Below are 17,929 nucleotides of genomic sequence, written 5' to 3'. Positions count from 1 at the left end.
TTAAAAATCATCTTTTAACGAAAGCAATTTAACCACATTCAATGTATGGTTTTTGTGCATTTAATCTACTTTTAAAACTCAAAGTAAAAATTTCTCTACAAGCGGTTCAATTTTGGTAAAATTTTACAAGATCAAATTATAGAAAGGAAAAATATGACAGAAGAAAAAATTATTCGCCAAGTGGTTCTGGATACTGAAACCACAGGAATGAATATGGCAGGTGGACCGCCACAAATTGGGCATAATATTATCGAAATCGGAGCGGTTGAAGTAATTAACCGCCGTTTGACCGGGCGAACTTACCACGTTTATATCAAACCACCGCGTGAAGTCGATGAAGAAGCGATTGCAGTTCACGGAATTACCAATGAATTTTTGCAGGATAAACCTGTTTTTGCTGACATCGCCGATGAGTTTTTAGATTTCATCAAAGGAGCTGAGCTGATTATTCATAATGCACCCTTCGATGTGGCATTTATGGATCAGGAATTTTCTTATCTGCCTAATCCTCCGGCTAAAACATCTGAAATGTGTACAGTTACCGATAGCCTACAAATGGCACGTAAGATGTATCCGGGTAAGCGAAATAATTTAGATGCTTTGTGCGACCGTTTAGGCATTGATAACAGCAAGCGTGTACTTCACGGAGCTTTGCTGGATGCAGAGATCCTAGCCGATGTTTTCTTGATGATGACCGGCGGGCAAATTTCATTACTAGGCGAAGAAGAAGCAGAAACGACATCGGTTGTTGTCGATAGTGAAGAAGAATTTTCAGCAATTACACTAAATGCAGATGACGCTATTATTCTTAAAGCCAATACTGAAGAGGAAGAATCGCATTTGGCATTATTAAAGCTGATTGAAAAGAAATCGAAAGGAAATTGTCTTTGGACAAAAACAATGACTGAAGAAGCAGAAATCTTAAATTAATTCAAAAAATAAACCCAGCACTACGCTGGGTTTATTTTTATCTTTATTACTGATTATTCAGCAACAACGTTTACTGCTACAGTTGCATTCACTTCAGGGTGTAAGTGAATTTTAACTTGGTGTTCGCCTGTTGTACGAAGTGGACCTTCGCCTAAACGAACTTCAGATTTAGCAACTTCAACGCCTGCTGCAGTTAATGCTTCAGCGATGTCTTTAGCAGAAACAGAACCGAATAAACGACCATCATCACCTGCTGTTGCAGATACTGATACAGCTGCAATTTCAGCAATTTTAGCTGCACGAGCTTGTGCAGTTGCTAATGCATCCGCTGCTTTCGCTTCTAATTCTGCACGGCGTGCTTCGAAGTGAGCAATGTTAGCTGCTGTTGCCATAACTGCTTTACCTTGTGGGATTAAGAAGTTACGAGCAAAACCAGATTTAACTGTTACTTGGTCGCCCACAGAACCTAAGTGAGCAACTTTGTCTAATAAAATAACTTGCATTGTACTCTCTCCTGATTATTGGTGGTTATCAGTATATGGAAGTAACGCAAGGTAGCGAGCGCGTTTGATAGCACGAGCTAATTGACGTTGATACTTCGCACGAGTACCAGTAATACGGCTAGGAACAATCTTGCCGCTTTCAGAAATGTAGTTCTTTAATGTAGCGATATCTTTGTAATCGATTTCAACAACATTTTCCGCTGTAAAACGGCAGAACTTACGACGACGGAAATAACGTGCCATTTGGCTTCTCCTGATCTATAAATTCAATTTGTTCGGTGTGTAAAACTAATTGGTTTAAACCGTTATAGTCTTTGTGAGTATGGATAAAACCTTTAATTCTCACGCTCTCACCGAGCTTAATTTGTTGGGTTAAATAACTAAATTGATTGCCGCTCAAAATCACTTGGATTTTGCACCACGCTTGACGTTCTAAATCCACTTCTATTTGATTTGAACGATGTTCCAACCAAAAACTGTAATGTGGAACTCCTAGCGGGCTAAGGCTCTGTTTAACTAAGCTGGCAACTTTGCCACTTAAAATTAAACAATTTTCAACAGACAAATTATTCGCCTGCTTCTTCTACTTCAACTTCTGCTGCTTCAACAGGTTTACGCTCTTCACGTGCTTTTAACATTGGAGACGCTTCTGTTACCGCCGCTTTAGTGTGAACGATTAAGTTACGAAGAACCGCATCGTTGTAGCGGAAGTTAGTTTCTAACTCATCGATTACGCTTTGTGGCGCTTCTACATTCATTAACACATAGTGTGCTTTGTGAAGTTTGTTGATTGGGTATGCTAATTGACGACGACCCCAATCTTCTAAGCGATGAACTTGACCGCCAGCTTCTTTAACAGATGCTGTGTAACGCTCAATCATTGCCGGTACTTGTTCGCTTTGGTCCGGGTGAACCATAAAAACGATTTCGTAGTGACGCATTGACTATCCTTACGGGTTAGCAGCCTCCAACTTTAGCCAGTCACCAACTTGTGGAAGCAAGGATTAAAAAACGGATGTGACTGAACAGCGGAATTATACGGAAAAAAGCCTATTTTGCAAGCAACAATTCATCTTTTTGCAAAAAATTGAGTAAAAACGACCGCTTGTCATCAAACAAATAAATAAAGTACAATACGCAAACGTTTGCTTTTTATTTTATCAAGGAATTATATGAACATTTTAATTATCGGCAACGGTGGGCGTGAGCACGCTCTTGCGTGGAAAGTCCGCCAATCTCCATTAGCAGACAAGGTTTTTGTTGCTCCGGGTAATGCAGGAACTGCAACCGAAAACGGTATTGAAAATGTAGCAATTTCCGGCACGGATTTACCTAATCTTGTTGCCTTTGCCAAAGAACAGGAGATTGGCTTAACTATCGTTGGTCCTGAAGCTCCGCTCGTTGCCGGTGTGGTTGATGCTTTCCGTGCCAATGGTTTAAAAATTTTTGGTCCAACCCAAGCTGCTGCACAGTTAGAAGGCTCAAAAGCCTTTACTAAAGATTTCTTGGCTCGCCATAATATTCCGACTGCTGAATACCAAAACTTCACCGAAGTTGAACCGGCACTTGCCTACTTAAAAGAAAAAGGTGCTCCGATTGTGATTAAAGCGGACGGTTTAGCCGCAGGCAAAGGCGTAATTGTGGCAATGACCTTACAAGAAGCCGAAGATGCTGTGCGTGATATGCTTTCAGGTAACGCCTTTGGGGAAGCCGGCAGCCGTGTGGTAATCGAAGAATTTTTAGACGGCGAAGAAGCGAGCTTTATCGTGATGGTGGACGGCAAAAATGTGGAGCCGATGGCAACCTCGCAAGACCACAAACGTGTAGGCGAAGGCGATAAAGGTTTAAACACCGGCGGAATGGGGGCTTATTCACCGGCTCCGGTTGTAACCGCTGAAATTCACAACCGTGTAATGGAAGAAATTATCTACCCAACCGTGCGTGGAATGGCGAGTGAAAATAATCCATACACCGGCTTTTTATACGCAGGCTTAATGATTATGCCAAACGGTCAGCCGAAAGTGATTGAATTTAACTGCCGCTTTGGTGATCCTGAAACTCAACCGATTATGATGCGTTTGGAATCAGACTTAGTCGAACTCTGCTTAAAAGCCTGTGAAGAAAAATTAGATACAATCAAATCAAAATGGTGCGAACAAGCCGCTCTTGGTATCGTGCTTGCCGCTGAAGGCTACCCGGGCGATTACCGCAAAGGCGATGAAATCACCGGCATTCCTACCGCAACTGCAAACCAAAAAGTTTTCCTTGCCGGTGTGGAACAAAAAGAGGGTAAATTACTCACCAACGGCGGGCGTGTGCTTTGTGCCACAGCCCTCGGTAACAGCGTGTTTGAAGCCCAACAAAAAGCTTTAAAACTTGCCGAACAAATCCAATGGACAGGCAGATTCTATCGCAAAGATATTGGTTATCGAGCTGTTGCAAGAGAAGAAGGTAAATAAGCTTAAATGTATAGTTAATAAAGGCATACCAAATATTGTATGCCTTTATTTTTACAGTTATTATTGCTGCTTATTTTATAAGCTAAATAATAAAAACTAAGGAAATTATGACAACTACAATCAACCCTTATTTTTACGATCCGAATATTCAAGAATATGCCAATCCGAGTGCATTTGAGAAAATCGAGAAAATTTTAAATGCACCTTTAGATTTGCAAAAAACTCCGAAAATCTTACCGCTTGTAAAAGTGATTAAAGAGAAACAAGCGGTTGAAATTCCACTTTTTTTTGCAAATGACGATAAAGCACGATGGATAATCACTCTTGAAAATGGCGAACAATTAACAGGCGAAATTGAAAAAAGTGAAGAGGCAGTTTTAACCCTGCCAAAAGATCTCCCTTTGGGCTATCACACTCTCTTGCTTAAAACAGAGGAGACAGAGGAAAACTGTTCTCTAATAGTTACCCCTGAAAAAGCCTTTCAGCCTACCCTATTACAACAACAGAAAAAATTATGGGGTGCATTTTTACAGCTTTATACGTTACGCTCAGCACAAAACTGGGGCGTGGGTGATTTTGGTGATTTGAAGCAATTTCTTGCAAAGATTGCTGAATATGGTGCAGATTTTGTCGGTCTAAACCCAATTCACGCTCTATTTCCAGCCAACCCTGAAGGGGCAAGCCCTTACAGTCCGTCATCTCGCTTGTGGCAAAATATTATCTATATTGATATCAATGCAGTTGAGGCATTCAAACAATCGAAAAAAGCCCAAGAATGGTTTAACGCTACAGATATTCAGCAGCAACTTGCTGAATTAAGGGCTAGAGATTACGTGGATTACAGCACAGTAACCAAACTGAAATTAACCGCATTACATTTTGCCTTTGAGCAATTCTCAACCGAAAGCCAAGCCGAATTTAACGATTTTATTGAACAATCGGGAGAATCGTTAAAAATTCAAGCAACCTTTGATGCTTTACACCAACACTTTTCTGAGCAACTTGGTCTGCACGGTGGTTGGCAGGATTGGACAGAAGAATATCAAAATTACCAATCGCCTAAGGTTGCAGAATTTCAGCAAACTCAAGCCCAACTTATCCGTTTTTATATGTGGTTACAATTTATTGCTATTCAGCAGCTTTCAGAATGTGATCATTTTGCTAAATCATTAAACATGCCGATTGGTTTCTACCGTGATTTAGCGGTAGGTGTAACTAATAATGGAGCGGAAACTTGGGCAGATAAAGCATTATTTGTGCAAGAGGCTTCTATCGGAGCACCGCCTGATATGCTTGCCCCAAATGGACAGGGCTGGGGGCTTTCACCAATGCACCCACATATTTTAGCAACCCGAGGCTATCAACCTTTCATTGAGTTGGTGCGAGCCAATATGAAACATTGTGGTGCATTACGCATCGATCATATTCTTGGTTTTGCCCGTATGTGGTGGGTAGCAAATGGTGAATCAGCTAAAGAAGGGATTTACATTCGCTATCCGTTAGACGATCTGCTTTCCATTTTGGCGTTAGAAAGCCAACGCCATCAATGTTTAATTATTGCTGAAGCTCTTGGTACTGTGCCAGAAGGGATTTTAGAATCTCTGGAAGAAAAAGGCATTTTAGCCTACAACATTTTCTATTTTGAAAAAGCAGAAAATAGCTATAAGTCGCTGGAAGATTACCCTTACCAAGCAATGACAACGCTTAGTACACACGATTTACCAACAATTCAAGGCTATTGGAAAGGCTATGACTTTGAGTTAGGCGAAAAATTTGATACTTACCCAAGTAAAGCGGTATTACGCAAGCTAAAAGAAGAGCGATCTTATGACCGTTTAAATATCCGCACAGCAGTGGAAAAGGTAATGGAACTCGAGCCAAATGAAGTGGGCATAACCGTGAAATTCACCCACCAATTGCAACGCTATGTAGCACACACCAACAGTGCGTTATTTGGTACACAACCTGAAGATTGGTTGAATATGCTAGAGCCTGTGAACATTCCTGGAACAAGCACAGAATACCCGAACTGGCGAAGAAAATTATCAGCCACGACGGAGCAGATTTTTGCAAATCCGGATATCCAAAAATTGCTTACAGACATCAACACCATTCGCAAGAAATAATGTAACAAGCGGTTGTTTTTTCGTAAAACTTTACTGAAAAACAACCGCTTGTACTTAATTATCTAATCTCTTGCTGATGATTTCTGTGAAGCTTAATCCAGTTGTAATAACCATAAATAGAGTTACAAAGATACATCACATACATCACTAATAACGGTAAGCTGGTTTCGCCGTTTTGGAAGTACATTGCCGTCCAAAGTGAAATCGTCATAATATTAACGATAATCCACAACGCCCATTGTTCACGGTAACGTAGCACCATTAGGATTTGAGCCACAATTGAAATAACCACTGTTGCTCCATCAAGTAACGGTAAAGCACTATCTAAATATTTCAGTAATTCAACATAAAGGAATGTACCGATAATTGCAGAGATAATCACAATCCCCCACTGCTTCGCGGTTAGGGCTTTTGCAATCACTTCCTCTACCCCTGCATTATTTACCGTATTTTGGCTTGTCATATTTTTACGCCAGAAATAGAACCCGATAAATTGCACCGGTACATAAACGAGTAAATTTAACATCATCTCGCCATAAAGCTGGAAAGTGTATGAAATATAAGCATAAAGCGAAACAGAAATTAAGCCGAAAAAGTAGTTACTGATTTTCCCCTTACCCACAAAAACGACACATAAAATGCCTGTAATTGCTGCAATAGTGGCAATCCAGCTATCTGGTTGGTAAATAAAAATGGCGATTTGTATCGCAAGGAAAGTCAGCAGCCACCCTGCTTCAAATTTAGTCCAACCGCCGAAAAGTTCTTGTTTTAATTTCGTTGAAAATGATGAATCTTGCATATACGCCTCCGATGTAAAAAATATATCTCAAATCATAGAACATAAAAACAAAAAAAGCAAAATTTAGTAAAGGAAATCTTACTTAGATTTGATATCGCCTTTTCTTACTTCTGTACTTACGTCTCCTGAACGCATTTCTGTAGTTACTGCGGTTCCTGAACGTTTAAAGGTATAGTCTGCTTTGCTGAACTCGCCTGTTTGATTATTTAAGAAGAAATGGCGATATTCATTTACCCATAACGCCGTTGCCCCACAGACTGCCACAGGCATCACCACCAAATTCACAAATGGTAGCATCGTAAATAAGCTCACTAACGCACCAAAGGTAAAATTAAGCGTGCGGTATTGTGTAAGTGCATTTCGCATACGCTGAAAGCTGATTTTATGGTTATCAAACGGATAGTCGCAATACTGAATGGCAATTAACCACGCCCCAAACATAAAGGTAAGAATAGGCACAATGGTTTGCCCCACCACAGGTAAAAAACCAAGTACAAAAAGGGCAATTAATCTTGGAATGCTATACATCATTTTTTGCCACTCACGTTTTAGCATTCTTGGCACATCTTTTAATATTGCCCCGAAAGACATATCACCCAATGGCTCGCCCGTGAGTTGCAGTTCAACTTTTTCAGCCAGTAAAGCATTAAAAGGAGCAGCTACAAAGTTTGCTAATGTGGTAAAGGCAAAATAAAAGCCAACTAAAATCATCAAAAAAATCAGCGGAATCAGAATAAAGCTAAGCCATTCCAACCAAGTTGGTAACATTAATGCCAACAACCCACCAATGTTGGCAAAAAATGCCCATATCAGCCCAACCATTAGTACTGTATTAATTAATATCGGGAAAATCACAAAGGGTAAAAATTGGCGTTGCAGCAACAATTTCCAGCCATAAATAAAGTAGTGAAAACCAAGCCCTATCTGAGTTTGTGGCTGTGAAAAAGCAGAAGACATAATCATTCCTTATTTTTTATCAAAAATTTGTTAGAAATATGGTAAGCTACGCACACTATTTTCGCAAATATGAAAATGTATTTTTTACTGATTATTTAAAATAAAGAGGACACAATGGAACTGCATATTATTTTCTTTATTCTAGCCGGATTATTGATTGCGGTCTTAATCGGCTTTAGTATTTGGTCTGCCCGCCGTGAAAAATCGAACATTTTCTCAAACACCTTTTCAAGCAGACCTGTTGTTGTACCTCCTCCAAGTAATGAGCTAAATAACAATATTCCTGCTTCCTTGCAACCACAAGCTAATGAATATCAAGCAATGTCTGTGCCGGAAGAAAATCCACAGCAGATCCAACAGGAAGTGGAAAGCTCATTGCAAAATATCAAAATCAGCTTACCGGGAGAACCTCAAGTTCAAACAACAGTGCAGCTTCAACAACCTATAGCAGAGCCTGTTAGCACCTACGGTCAGCAAATTTCTAATCAGCAACATATTCAAAATACACCTGATTTTGCGAACCCAACGATTAATGTTGTTATTACGCCTGAACAAGAAGTGCAAGTTGCACCTGTAGAAGAAACCGAAGTTGTGCAAACTGAACAGGAAGAAAATCCATTTGTAACGCTTTATGTTTACGCACCGCAAAATGAGCCGTTCCGTGGCGATTATGTGGTTCATTATTTAGAAGAAGTTGGATTACGTTTTGGCGAACACCAAATTTTCCACCGCCACCAACACATTGACGATTCGCTCAGCCCGATTATTTTCAGTGCAGCGAACTTAATGAATCCGGGCACATTTGATTTACACAATATTGCTAACTTCTCCACCGCCGGTTTAGTGCTATTTATGCAGTTACCGACTGAAGGCAACGATATTGTGAATATGAAATTATTACTGAGCAATGCGGAACACTTGGCATCATCACTCGGCGGTTATTTATATGACGATGCTCAACAACCGTTTAGCGAAGAATCTCGCCAGCGTTATATGAAACGTGTAATGCGTTAATTGCAAAAATAATTGTTTTTTCGACCGCTTGTTACAAGCGGTCTTTTTTGTAGAGAATTTTACCAATGTCTTTATTTAGTCAAGGCTCTTTATTTGAAGAAAATGCCACATCTGCATTAGTTGAGCAAATCGAACAACTTCGCCAAACGTTACGTCAATACGAGTATGAATATCACGTTTTAGATAATCCTAGCGTACCGGATGCGGAATACGACCGCTTAATGAATGAACTGAAAAATATTGAATGGCAACACCCGGAACTGATTACCGCAGATTCTCCAACGCAACGAGTGGGTGCAAAACCATTGTCAGGCTTTGCTCAAGTTACACACGAAATGCCAATGCTTTCGTTAGATAACGCCTTTGGTGATGATGATTTAGATGGCTTTTTACGCCGAATGGAGAGCTATATTATCAATAATCCAAATGAGTTAGCATTTTGTTGCGAGCCAAAATTAGACGGTTTAGCGGTAAGTATTTTGTATGAAAACGGCTTGCTCACCCGTGCGGCAACCCGAGGCGATGGCACAACAGGCGAAGATATTACGGCAAATATCCGTACCATTCGTAATATTCCGTTAAAACTCAACACGCTCAATCCACCTGCTCGTTTAGAAATTCGTGGTGAAGTCTTTATGCCTCAAGCAGGCTTTAATGAGTTAAATGAAAAAGCCTTAGCCAAAGGCGAGAAAACCTTTGCTAACCCTCGTAATGCAGCAGCAGGTTCGTTAAGACAGTTAGATCCGAAAATTACTCGCCAACGTCCACTCGTGCTAAATGCTTACGGCATTGGCGTTTATGAAAGTGATGATGAATTGCCGAATACCCAGTTTGAGCGTTTGCAATGGCTCAAATCGCTTGGCATTCCTGTCAATAATGAAATCCGCTTAGCTCAAGGCAAAACAGAACTCTTGGCGTATTATGCCGAAATCCAAGCTAAACGCCCAACGCTAGGCTATGATATTGATGGCACGGTATTGAAAGTCAATGATATTGCCTTACAAGAGCAACTTGGTTTTATCTCTCGTTCCCCACGCTGGGCGATTGCTTACAAATTCCCTGCACAGGAAGAAATGACTATTTTGAAAGAAGTAGATTTCCAAGTAGGGAGAACAGGAGCAATCACGCCTGTAGCTAAATTAGAGCCCGTGTTCGTAGCAGGTGTTACGGTGAGCAATGCAACACTACATAATGGTGATGAAATTGAGCGTTTAGGCATTGTAATTGGCGATACCGTGATTATTCGCCGTGCAGGCGATGTTATTCCACAAATTACAGGTGTAGTTGCTGAACGTCGTCCTGAAAATTCAAAAAAAATTGAATTTCCGACCGCTTGCCCTATCTGTAACTCTGCGGTTGTTCGGGTAGAAGGCGAGGCTGTCGCACGTTGTACTGGCGGCTTATTCTGTGGGGCTCAACGTAAAGAAGCGTTGAAACATTTTGTTTCTCGGAAAGCGATGGATATTGACGGCGTAGGCGAAAAACTGATTGAACAATTAATGGCTCGTGAGTTAATTAAAACTCCAGCCGATCTATTCAAGCTCGATCATACAACCTTAATGCGATTAGAACGAATGGGCGAAAAATCCGCTCAAAATGCTTTAAATAGTATCGAAAAAGCGAAAAATACCACCCTTCCTCGCTTTTTGTTCTCATTAGGCATTCGTGAAGTTGGGGAAGCGACTGCTTTGAACTTAGCTAACCATTTCGGTTCACTTGAAGCAATCCGCCAAGCTGATTTTGAGCAATTAAAAGAGGTACAAGATGTCGGCGAAGTGGTAGCAAACCGCATCGTTAGCTTCTGGCAAGAACCACATAATGTTGAAGTAGTTGAAGATTTGATTGCTCAAGGCGTGCATTGGGAAAATGTGGTTAAAACTGAAATTGCGGATAATCCATTAAAAGACAAAAATGTGGTATTAACAGGCACACTCACTCAGCTGACTCGTGATGAAGCCAAAGCGTTATTACAAAGTTTAGGCTGCAAAGTTTCAGGCTCGGTTTCAAGCAAAACCGATTACCTCATCGCAGGTGAAAAAGCAGGCTCAAAACTGACTAAAGCCCAAGAGCTAGGCATTCAGATTTTAACTGAGCAAGATTTTATTGATCTCACAACGCATTAATATTCGTAAAACAAGGAAAAAACGAGTAAAATACAAGCGGTTATTTTCTTCGTAAATTTTGCAAAAGGAACATAAAATGGCAATTTTAGTAACAGGCGGTGCAGGGTATATTGGTACTCATACAATAGTAGAATTATTGAATATCAACCGTGAAGTCGTAGTATTAGATAATCTACATAATGCTTCTGAAGTTTCATTAGAGCGTGTAAAACAAATTACAGGTAAAGATTTAACCTTTTATAAAGGTGATGTATTAGATCGCGATATCTTACGCAAAATCTTTGCAAATCATAAAATTGAATCAGTTATCCACTTCGCTGGCTTAAAAGCGGTAGGGGAAAGCGTACAGAAACCTTTGTTTTACTATGAAAACAACGTAGGTGGCTCAATTGTTTTAGTGGAAGAAATGCTTAAAGCAGGTGTAAATACTATTGTATTTAGTTCAACAGCGACAGTATATGGTGTACCAGAAATTATTCCTGTAACAGAAGAATCTCAAGTGGGAGCAACAACTAGCCCTTATGCAACATCAAAATATATGGTTGAACGTGTTTTAGAAGATACTGTAAAAGCCAATCCACAATTTAGTGCGGTTATTTTACGCTATTTCAACCCAGTAGGAGCTCACGAAAGCGGCTTGATTGGTGAAGATCCAAACGGTATCCCAAATAATTTAATGCCATTTATTAGCCAAGTAGCTGTAGGTAAATTACCACAACTGTCTGTTTTTGGTGGCGACTACTCTACTCACGATGGTACAGGCGTTCGTGATTATATTCACGTTGTTGATTTAGCAGTAGGTCATTTAAAAGCCTTAGATAAACACCAAGATCAAGCTGGCTTGCATATCTACAACTTAGGTACAGGCATTGGTTATTCAGTATTAGATATGGTAAAAGCGTTTGAAAAAGCGAATGACATTAAAGTACCTTATCAAATAGTAGCACGCCGTGCAGGCGATATTGACTCATATTACTCTAATCCTAAGAAAGCCCTCGAACAACTCGGCTGGAAAACCGAGCGTGGCTTAGAGCAAATGATGAAAGACACGTGGAATTGGCAAAAAAATAACCCGAATGGTTATAAAGGCTAAAGAAATGAAGGGCTATCGAAAGATAGCTCTTTTTTCTTAAATCGCAAATAATTAGAGAAGGTATTCAAGCTATGGTATATTAACCTAATATCATCTTTTCTTTTGCAAAATTTAGGAAAAATATGACCGCTTACACGCCTGAAAATAATGCTACAAAGCCTTCTATTTGGCAGCAGATTTTTACAAAAAATATGCTCCTTTGTATTTACACGGGTTTTTGTTCCGGCTTGCCGTTATTTGTGTTAATTCAATTAATGCCGGCTTGGCTTACCAGTGCGAATTTAGATATTAAAACCATCGCGGCATTTACCCTTACTTCCCTTCCCTACACTTGGAAATTTCTTTGGGCTGCGTTATTAGACCGTTATTTTCCACCATTTTTAGGTAGACGTAGAAGTTGGATTTTTATTTCTCAAATTGGGCTTTTAGTTATTTTAGCCAGCTTTGGCTTGTTTGACCCGGTGAAAGAGATTTCGATTGTGGTAACGTTGTCGGTAATATTAGCGTTCCTTTCCGCTACGCAAGATATTGTTGTTGATGCGTTCCGCCGTGAGATTTTATCGGATAACGAACTGGGTTTAGGTAATTCCATTCACGTTAATGCTTATCGTATTGCAGGTTTAATTCCCGGTGGCTTATCACTATTTTTAGCGGATCACTACGCTTGGGATACGGTTTTCTTGATTACGGCTGCTTTTTTAGTGCCTTGCTTATTTATTACGCTAATCGCTGCAGAGCCTAATCATAAACCAATCGATCGTTCCAAGCCGTTTTATATGGCGTTTGTTGATCCGTTCAAAGAGTTTTTCACTCGCAAAGGCGTTGCTGGTGCAATCGGGTTAATTTTATTTATTTTTCTCTATAAATTAGGCGACTCTCTCGCCACCACACTGCAAACTAAATTTATCTTAGATATGGGTTTTACTAAATCGCACATTGCAGGTATTGTAAAAATGACTTCTCTTTGGTGTAGTATTGGCGGTGGTATTATCGGCGGTATTGCAATGTTGAAATTGGGTGTAAACCGTGCTTTGTGGTTGTTTGGCTTAGTTCAGTTAGTAACCATTTTAGGTTTTGCGTATCTTGCCAGCTTTGGATATTTCCCTACCGAAAGCATTGGAGCTGCGGAACTTTGGAAATTAGGTTTAGTGATGGCGGGCGAATATCTGGGCGTAGGACTAGGCACAGCTGCTTTCGTTGCCTTTATGGCACGTGAAACCAATCCGGCTTATACAGCAATGCAACTCGCCATTTTTACTAGTCTTGCTGCTTTACCAAGCAAAATGTTAGGGGCATACACAGGGCATCTGGTAGAAATGATGGGCTATTATCAATTCTTCTGGCTCTGCTTCTTTATTGGTATTCCGGGAATGTTAATGCTATTTAAAGTTGCCCCTTGGACAGAACAAAACTCAGCTTAGTTACAAGCGGTTAAATTTATAAAAAAATTTGCAATTTTAGGCAGTAATCGGTAAGGTTATTGCCTAAGTTATTTATTCATTTTTTTAGTTATTGAGGTTTACAAATGAAAGTTATTTTATTAGGTGCACCGGGTGCAGGTAAAGGCACTCAAGCTCAGTTTATTATGAACAAATTCGGTATTCCGCAAATTTCAACGGGCGATATGTTCCGTGCGGCTATCAAAGAAGGCACTGAATTAGGCAAACAAGCCAAAGCCTTGATGGACGAAGGAAAACTTGTACCGGACGAATTAACCGTAGCGTTAGTAAAAGATCGTATCGCACAACCAGACTGTGCTAAAGGTTTCTTATTAGATGGCTTCCCTCGTACTATCCCACAAGCTGATGCGTTAAAAGAATCAGGCGTGAAAATTGATTTAGTACTTGAATTTGATGTTGCGGATGAAGTGATTGTTGAGCGTATGAGTGGTCGCCGAGTGCATCAACCGTCCGGTCGTACTTACCACGTAGTGTACAATCCGCCAAAAGTAGAAGGCAAAGATGACGTAACCGGCGAAGATTTAATTATCCGCCAAGACGACAAGCCAGAAACAGTATTAGAGCGTTTAGCGATTTATCACAAACAAACTAAGCCGTTAATTGCTTATTACACCGCTGAAGCAGAAGCGGGAAACACTCGCTATGAGCGTTTAGACGGTACAAAACCGGTTGAAGAAGTAAGTGCTGAATTAGAAAAAATCTTACTTTAATTGAATATAAAAAATCTGCACTATTCAATTAGTGATTAGTGCAGATTTTTTTATTGTCTATGACAAGCGGTCAAAATTTTGCCTTTTTTTGCAAATTTTCAACCGCTTGTTATTTTATTAGGCTGGCGTTTGGGCTTTTACCGCAGCAAATGCCACCATATTAATAATACGGCGAACAGAAGCCACCGGCGTTAAAATATGGGCTGATTTCTTCACCCCCATTAGGATTGGACCAACTGTAATAGCTGTTGTGGTTGCACGCAGTAGGTTATAGCTGATGCGGGCAGATTCCACATTTGGCATAACCAATAAGTTTGCCGAGCCTTTTAAGGTGGTCTCCGGCATATGAGCTAAACGCAACTCTTCATTAAGAGCTAAGTCGCCGTGCATTTCGCCATCAATATTGAGGCTAGGATCACGTTCTTGCACAATTCGTAACGTTTCACGCATTTTCGGTGCACCAAGATAGTTATTTGAGCCAAAGTTTGAATGTGAAAGCAATGCAACCGCCGGCTCAATACCGAAATGTTTGATCTCCTCCGCTGCCATTAGCGTGATTTCTGCTAACTCTTCAGCCGTTGGATCGGCATTAACATAAGTATCGGTTAAGAACACATTTCCTGTTGGCAGCACAAGGCTGTTTAATGCAGCTGGTACTTTTACCCCTTCTTTAGTGCCGATAATATCTTTAATTGCTTCTAAATGGCGACTGTATGAGCCAAACAAGCCACACACTAAACCATCTGCATAGCCCATTTCAACAAGCAATGAAGCAATTACGGTGGTATTTGAGGTGGTTACTCGTTTTGCAATCGCTTCCGTAATACCACGACGGCTCATTAGAGCGTAGTAACGTTTCCAAAGCTCCTCGTGGCGGTCATCTTGTTCGTTATTTACGATTTCAAAATCTCTGCCTGCTAAAATTTGTAAACCTAATTTTTTGATTTTAGCTTCAATAACCGCAGGACGACCGATTAAAATCGGATATGCCAAGCCCATTGAAATAATCTCTTGGGTAGCATGTAGCACTTTAGTTTCTTCGCCTTCAGCAAGTACAATACGTTTTTTATCGGCTTTCGCTTGACTGAAAATTGGCTTCATAAATAAACTCGTTTTGTAAACAAACTGCGTGAGTTTTTCAATATAGCCTTCCCAATCTGTAATCGGGCGAGTTGCAACACCAGAATCCATCGCAGCTTTTGCAACAGCAGGGGCGATACGCACAATTAAGCGAGGATCAAATGGTCGAGGAATAATATAGTCCGCTCCAAATGTTGCCCCTTCGCCTCCATAAGCCGAAGTAACCACTTCATTTTGTTCTGCCAGAGCAAGATCTGCGATGGCATACACAGCTGCCATTTTCATCTCTTCATTAATGGTGGTTGCCCCCACATCTAACGCCCCACGGAAAATAAATGGGAAGCAAAGCACGTTATTTACTTGGTTTGGATAATCTGAACGACCTGTACAGATAATTGCATCAGGGCGAGCTGCTTTTGCTTCAGGCGGAGTAATTTCAGGGTTCGGGTTAGCAAGAGCAAGAATAATCGGGTGAGCAGCCATTGAACGAACCATATCTTGCGTTAATGCACCCGCTGCTGAACAGCCTAAGAAAATATCTGCATTTGGCATAGCATCGCCCAACGTACGCCAGCCGTTATCCACAATTGCATAGGCTTTTTTGGTGTCGTCCATACGATCATCACGGTTTTGATAAATTACACCTTTGGAATCACATACCACAATGTTTTCACGTTTCATACCAAGTGAAACAAGCAGATTCAAACACGCAATTGACGCTGCTCCCGCACCTGATGCAACTAAACGAACCTCTTCAATTTTTTTATCCACAATACGCAGGGCGTTAATGACTGCTGCCGCACTAATAATTGCCGTACCGTGTTGATCGTCGTGGAAAACAGGAATGTTCATTCTCTCACGCAGTTTTTGCTCAATGTAGAAACACTCCGGTGCTTTAATATCTTCAAGATTTACGCCACCGAAAGTCGGTTCTAATGAGGCAATAATATCTACCAGTTTTTCCGGATCGGTTTCATTGATTTCAATATCAAATACATCAATACCAGCGAACTTTTTAAATAGTACGCCTTTACCTTCCATCACAGGCTTACCAGCCAATGCACCGATGTTACCTAAACCCAGTACCGCTGTACCGTTTGAAATTACTGCAACTAAGTTGCCTTTTGCTGTGTAGCGATAAGCTGCTGATGGGTCTTTTTCAATTTCCAAACAAGGCTCAGCCACTCCCGGTGAGTACGCCAGAGCTAAGTCTCTCTGAGTAGCAAGAGATTTGGTTGGGGTAACTTCGATTTTTCCCGGTTTTGGAAACTCGTGGAAATCCAGTGCAGCTTGGCGTAAATCACTCATAGTTCAATCCTTAATTTGGTGGTAAAATTAATTATATTTCAACAACTTAATATTCTTTTCCAGACCTAGAGACCGGAAAAGGTAATTTGCAAAAAATGATATAAATTCAACCGCTTGTTTATTATATATAATGCTTATTCAACATTAAGAAATCATCATAAATCGGTAAAATCAGCACCTCTGGGTTTTCAATTTTAAGCACTTTGGGCTTTTCTTCTGCTTTATTTTCAGAGCTATTCTCATCTTTTTTATTGGCAGTGATATCTTGTTCTTGTTTATCTTGTGGAGGAGCTAGCTCTGCTTTAACATTCGGTTTTGCTTCATTGATATCTATTTTTTTAGCTAATTCTTCCGTTTTATTTTCCGTTTGCGGAGCCTCAATCTTCGTTTCTTGGGTATTAACTTGTTCGGTTTTTTGTTCAGTTGCCACTTGCTCTACAGTCTGCTCTGTACTCTTTTCTTCCACTTTTGGTTTATATGATGGATCTAATAATTGGCGGCTGATATCCATTTTAGAATCGAGCCAGATCGCAACAATAGCATCGCTAAATTTTTTATTAAACACTTCAGATACCACACGATCATTTAAAATAAAGTAGCCGCTATCTTCTAACGCGATATAGTGCAAAGTATCTTCCGGTTTAATATCAGGGAACGTTTTTCTCAGACGAGTAATAACTTCATCAACCTCTTGTTCAGGCAGTTGAATGCCTAAATTATTCCAAGTTCTTGCTAAAGAAACTGCAAAATCACGCCCTTCCCACGGCTTTTTATATTGCAATGTGAGCATTAATGGACGTGTACCTTCATCATAGCGACCCGTTTCGGTAAAAAGTGTGATGTGATAAATATTGAACGGTCCCCAAGTATAATTGACATCGTTAATTTTTTTCCAAGTTGCATTTGCTGTGCCTAAAAATAGAGAGAACAGTGTAAAAAAGACCGCTTTATAACGCATTATTTGGTATCCTAAAGATAAAAGTTATGGTGGCTATTATAGCCTTAAATAGGGTTATCACACATACTAATTTTCGATATAAATTTTGTGATCAAGTTCAAAAAATCAGAAAGATTTATGCGTAGAATCACGAAAAAATGCTAGTATTTTGTTATAAATATGACAAACAACAAATAGGAGTTAAATATGTTTCCGGAATTTCGTGATTTAATTACAGAATTAAAACAAAGCGATGCACATTTTTCTCGCTTGTTTGACAAACATAACGAGCTAGATCAGCGTATCAAAAATATGGAAGCTAATATTGAGATCGCTACCCACGAAGAAGTTGAGACTCTAAAAAAAGAAAAACTGCATCTAAAGGATCAGCTTTACGCTATCCTAAAACAAAAATCTGCTTAATACTTAA

At 40.1% G+C, this 17,929-nt stretch carries 17 protein-coding genes; 9 read left to right on the top strand and 8 right to left on the bottom strand.

Translation table 11 applies throughout. The features are described from left to right. The first annotated feature begins 153 nt into the window (after positions 1-153). A complete protein-coding gene (gene dnaQ, locus V6W77_RS01215) occupies positions 154-930 on the top strand; it encodes a DNA polymerase III subunit epsilon (protein WP_334253539.1) in 777 nt (258 codons plus the stop codon). 53 nt (positions 931-983) lie between these two features. On the opposite strand, the gene rplI is transcribed toward dnaQ, so the two are convergent. Genes rplI through rpsF form a run of 4 tightly spaced genes read right to left on the bottom strand, consistent with a single transcriptional unit; the run spans position 984 to position 2,374 of the window. After that, the gene (gene rplI / locus V6W77_RS01210) at positions 984-1,433 is read right to left on the bottom strand and encodes a 50S ribosomal protein L9 (RefSeq protein WP_334253538.1); all 450 of its coding nucleotides are present in this window, start codon (positions 1,431-1,433) and stop codon (positions 984-986) included. Between the two features lie 15 nt (positions 1,434-1,448). Next, positions 1,449-1,676, bottom strand: a complete 228-nt coding sequence (gene rpsR, locus V6W77_RS01205; protein WP_005598105.1) for a 30S ribosomal protein S18 — start codon at positions 1,674-1,676, stop codon at positions 1,449-1,451. After that, complete coding sequence (gene priB / locus V6W77_RS01200; protein WP_334253537.1) at positions 1,651-1,998, bottom strand: primosomal replication protein N; 348 nt, start codon at positions 1,996-1,998, stop codon at positions 1,651-1,653. Before priB ends, rpsR begins: the two co-directional genes overlap by 26 nt. Position 1,999: 1 nt before the next feature. After that, positions 2,000-2,374 carry a 30S ribosomal protein S6 gene (gene rpsF, locus V6W77_RS01195; protein ID WP_025236533.1) on the bottom strand — a complete coding sequence of 125 codons (375 nt, stop codon included), beginning with the start codon at positions 2,372-2,374 and terminating at the stop codon, positions 2,000-2,002. A gap of 231 nt (positions 2,375-2,605) precedes the next feature. On the opposite strand from rpsF, the gene purD reads away from it, so the two are divergent. After that, a complete protein-coding gene (purD, locus tag V6W77_RS01190; RefSeq protein ID WP_334253536.1) occupies positions 2,606-3,892 on the top strand; it encodes a phosphoribosylamine--glycine ligase in 1,287 nt (428 codons plus the stop codon). Positions 3,893-3,999: 107 nt separating this feature from the next. Then, the gene (gene malQ, locus V6W77_RS01185; protein WP_334253535.1) at positions 4,000-6,018 is read left to right on the top strand and encodes a 4-alpha-glucanotransferase; all 2,019 of its coding nucleotides are present in this window, start codon (positions 4,000-4,002) and stop codon (positions 6,016-6,018) included. A gap of 58 nt (positions 6,019-6,076) precedes the next feature. On the opposite strand, the gene pnuC is transcribed toward malQ, so the two are convergent. Both pnuC and cysZ read right to left on the bottom strand, forming a co-directional pair. Beyond that, positions 6,077-6,817 carry a nicotinamide riboside transporter PnuC gene (gene pnuC, locus V6W77_RS01180; protein ID WP_025236536.1) on the bottom strand — a complete coding sequence of 247 codons (741 nt, stop codon included), beginning with the start codon at positions 6,815-6,817 and terminating at the stop codon, positions 6,077-6,079. 78 nt (positions 6,818-6,895) lie between these two features. Then, entirely contained in the window at positions 6,896-7,774 is an 879-nt protein-coding gene (cysZ, locus tag V6W77_RS01175; protein ID WP_334253534.1) for a sulfate transporter CysZ, read from the bottom strand. 114 nt (positions 7,775-7,888) lie between these two features. Between cysZ and zipA the strand changes: the two genes are divergently transcribed. The 5 genes from zipA (at position 7,889) to adk (ending at position 14,174) form a co-directional block, all read left to right on the top strand. Beyond that, positions 7,889-8,788 (top strand): cell division protein ZipA, encoded by a 900-nt coding sequence (zipA, locus tag V6W77_RS01170; RefSeq protein ID WP_334253533.1) that lies wholly within the window; start codon positions 7,889-7,891, stop codon positions 8,786-8,788. A 65-nt stretch (positions 8,789-8,853) separates the two neighbouring features. After that, positions 8,854-10,911, top strand: coding sequence for an NAD-dependent DNA ligase LigA (ligA, locus tag V6W77_RS01165; protein WP_334253532.1), 2,058 nt, complete (start codon positions 8,854-8,856; stop codon positions 10,909-10,911). Positions 10,912-10,987: 76 nt separating this feature from the next. Continuing rightward, positions 10,988-12,004 (top strand): UDP-glucose 4-epimerase GalE, encoded by a 1,017-nt coding sequence (gene galE, locus V6W77_RS01160; RefSeq protein ID WP_334253531.1) that lies wholly within the window; start codon positions 10,988-10,990, stop codon positions 12,002-12,004. A 122-nt stretch (positions 12,005-12,126) separates the two neighbouring features. Further along, positions 12,127-13,425 (top strand): AmpG family muropeptide MFS transporter, encoded by a 1,299-nt coding sequence (locus tag V6W77_RS01155; RefSeq protein WP_334253530.1) that lies wholly within the window; start codon positions 12,127-12,129, stop codon positions 13,423-13,425. A gap of 104 nt (positions 13,426-13,529) precedes the next feature. Next, positions 13,530-14,174 (top strand): adenylate kinase, encoded by a 645-nt coding sequence (gene adk / locus V6W77_RS01150; protein WP_334228845.1) that lies wholly within the window; start codon positions 13,530-13,532, stop codon positions 14,172-14,174. A 117-nt stretch (positions 14,175-14,291) separates the two neighbouring features. On the opposite strand, the gene V6W77_RS01145 is transcribed toward adk, so the two are convergent. Both V6W77_RS01145 and V6W77_RS01140 read right to left on the bottom strand, forming a co-directional pair. Continuing rightward, positions 14,292-16,562 carry an NADP-dependent malic enzyme gene (locus tag V6W77_RS01145; protein WP_334253529.1) on the bottom strand — a complete coding sequence of 757 codons (2,271 nt, stop codon included), beginning with the start codon at positions 16,560-16,562 and terminating at the stop codon, positions 14,292-14,294. A gap of 121 nt (positions 16,563-16,683) precedes the next feature. Continuing rightward, positions 16,684-17,520, bottom strand: coding sequence for a dihydroorotate dehydrogenase (locus tag V6W77_RS01140; protein ID WP_334253528.1), 837 nt, complete (start codon positions 17,518-17,520; stop codon positions 16,684-16,686). Positions 17,521-17,706: 186 nt separating this feature from the next. On the opposite strand from V6W77_RS01140, the gene V6W77_RS01135 reads away from it, so the two are divergent. Next, positions 17,707-17,922, top strand: a complete 216-nt coding sequence (locus tag V6W77_RS01135; RefSeq protein WP_025236545.1) for an HP1242/YdcH family protein — start codon at positions 17,707-17,709, stop codon at positions 17,920-17,922. The last annotated feature ends 7 nt before the right edge of the window (positions 17,923-17,929 follow it).

Source organism: Mannheimia indoligenes (genome assembly GCF_036880405.1).
Lineage (GTDB): Bacteria > Pseudomonadota > Gammaproteobacteria > Enterobacterales > Pasteurellaceae > Mannheimia > Mannheimia indoligenes.
Note: the sequence above shows the minus strand (reverse complement) of the source record. Positions and strands in the feature narration are given on the sequence as shown.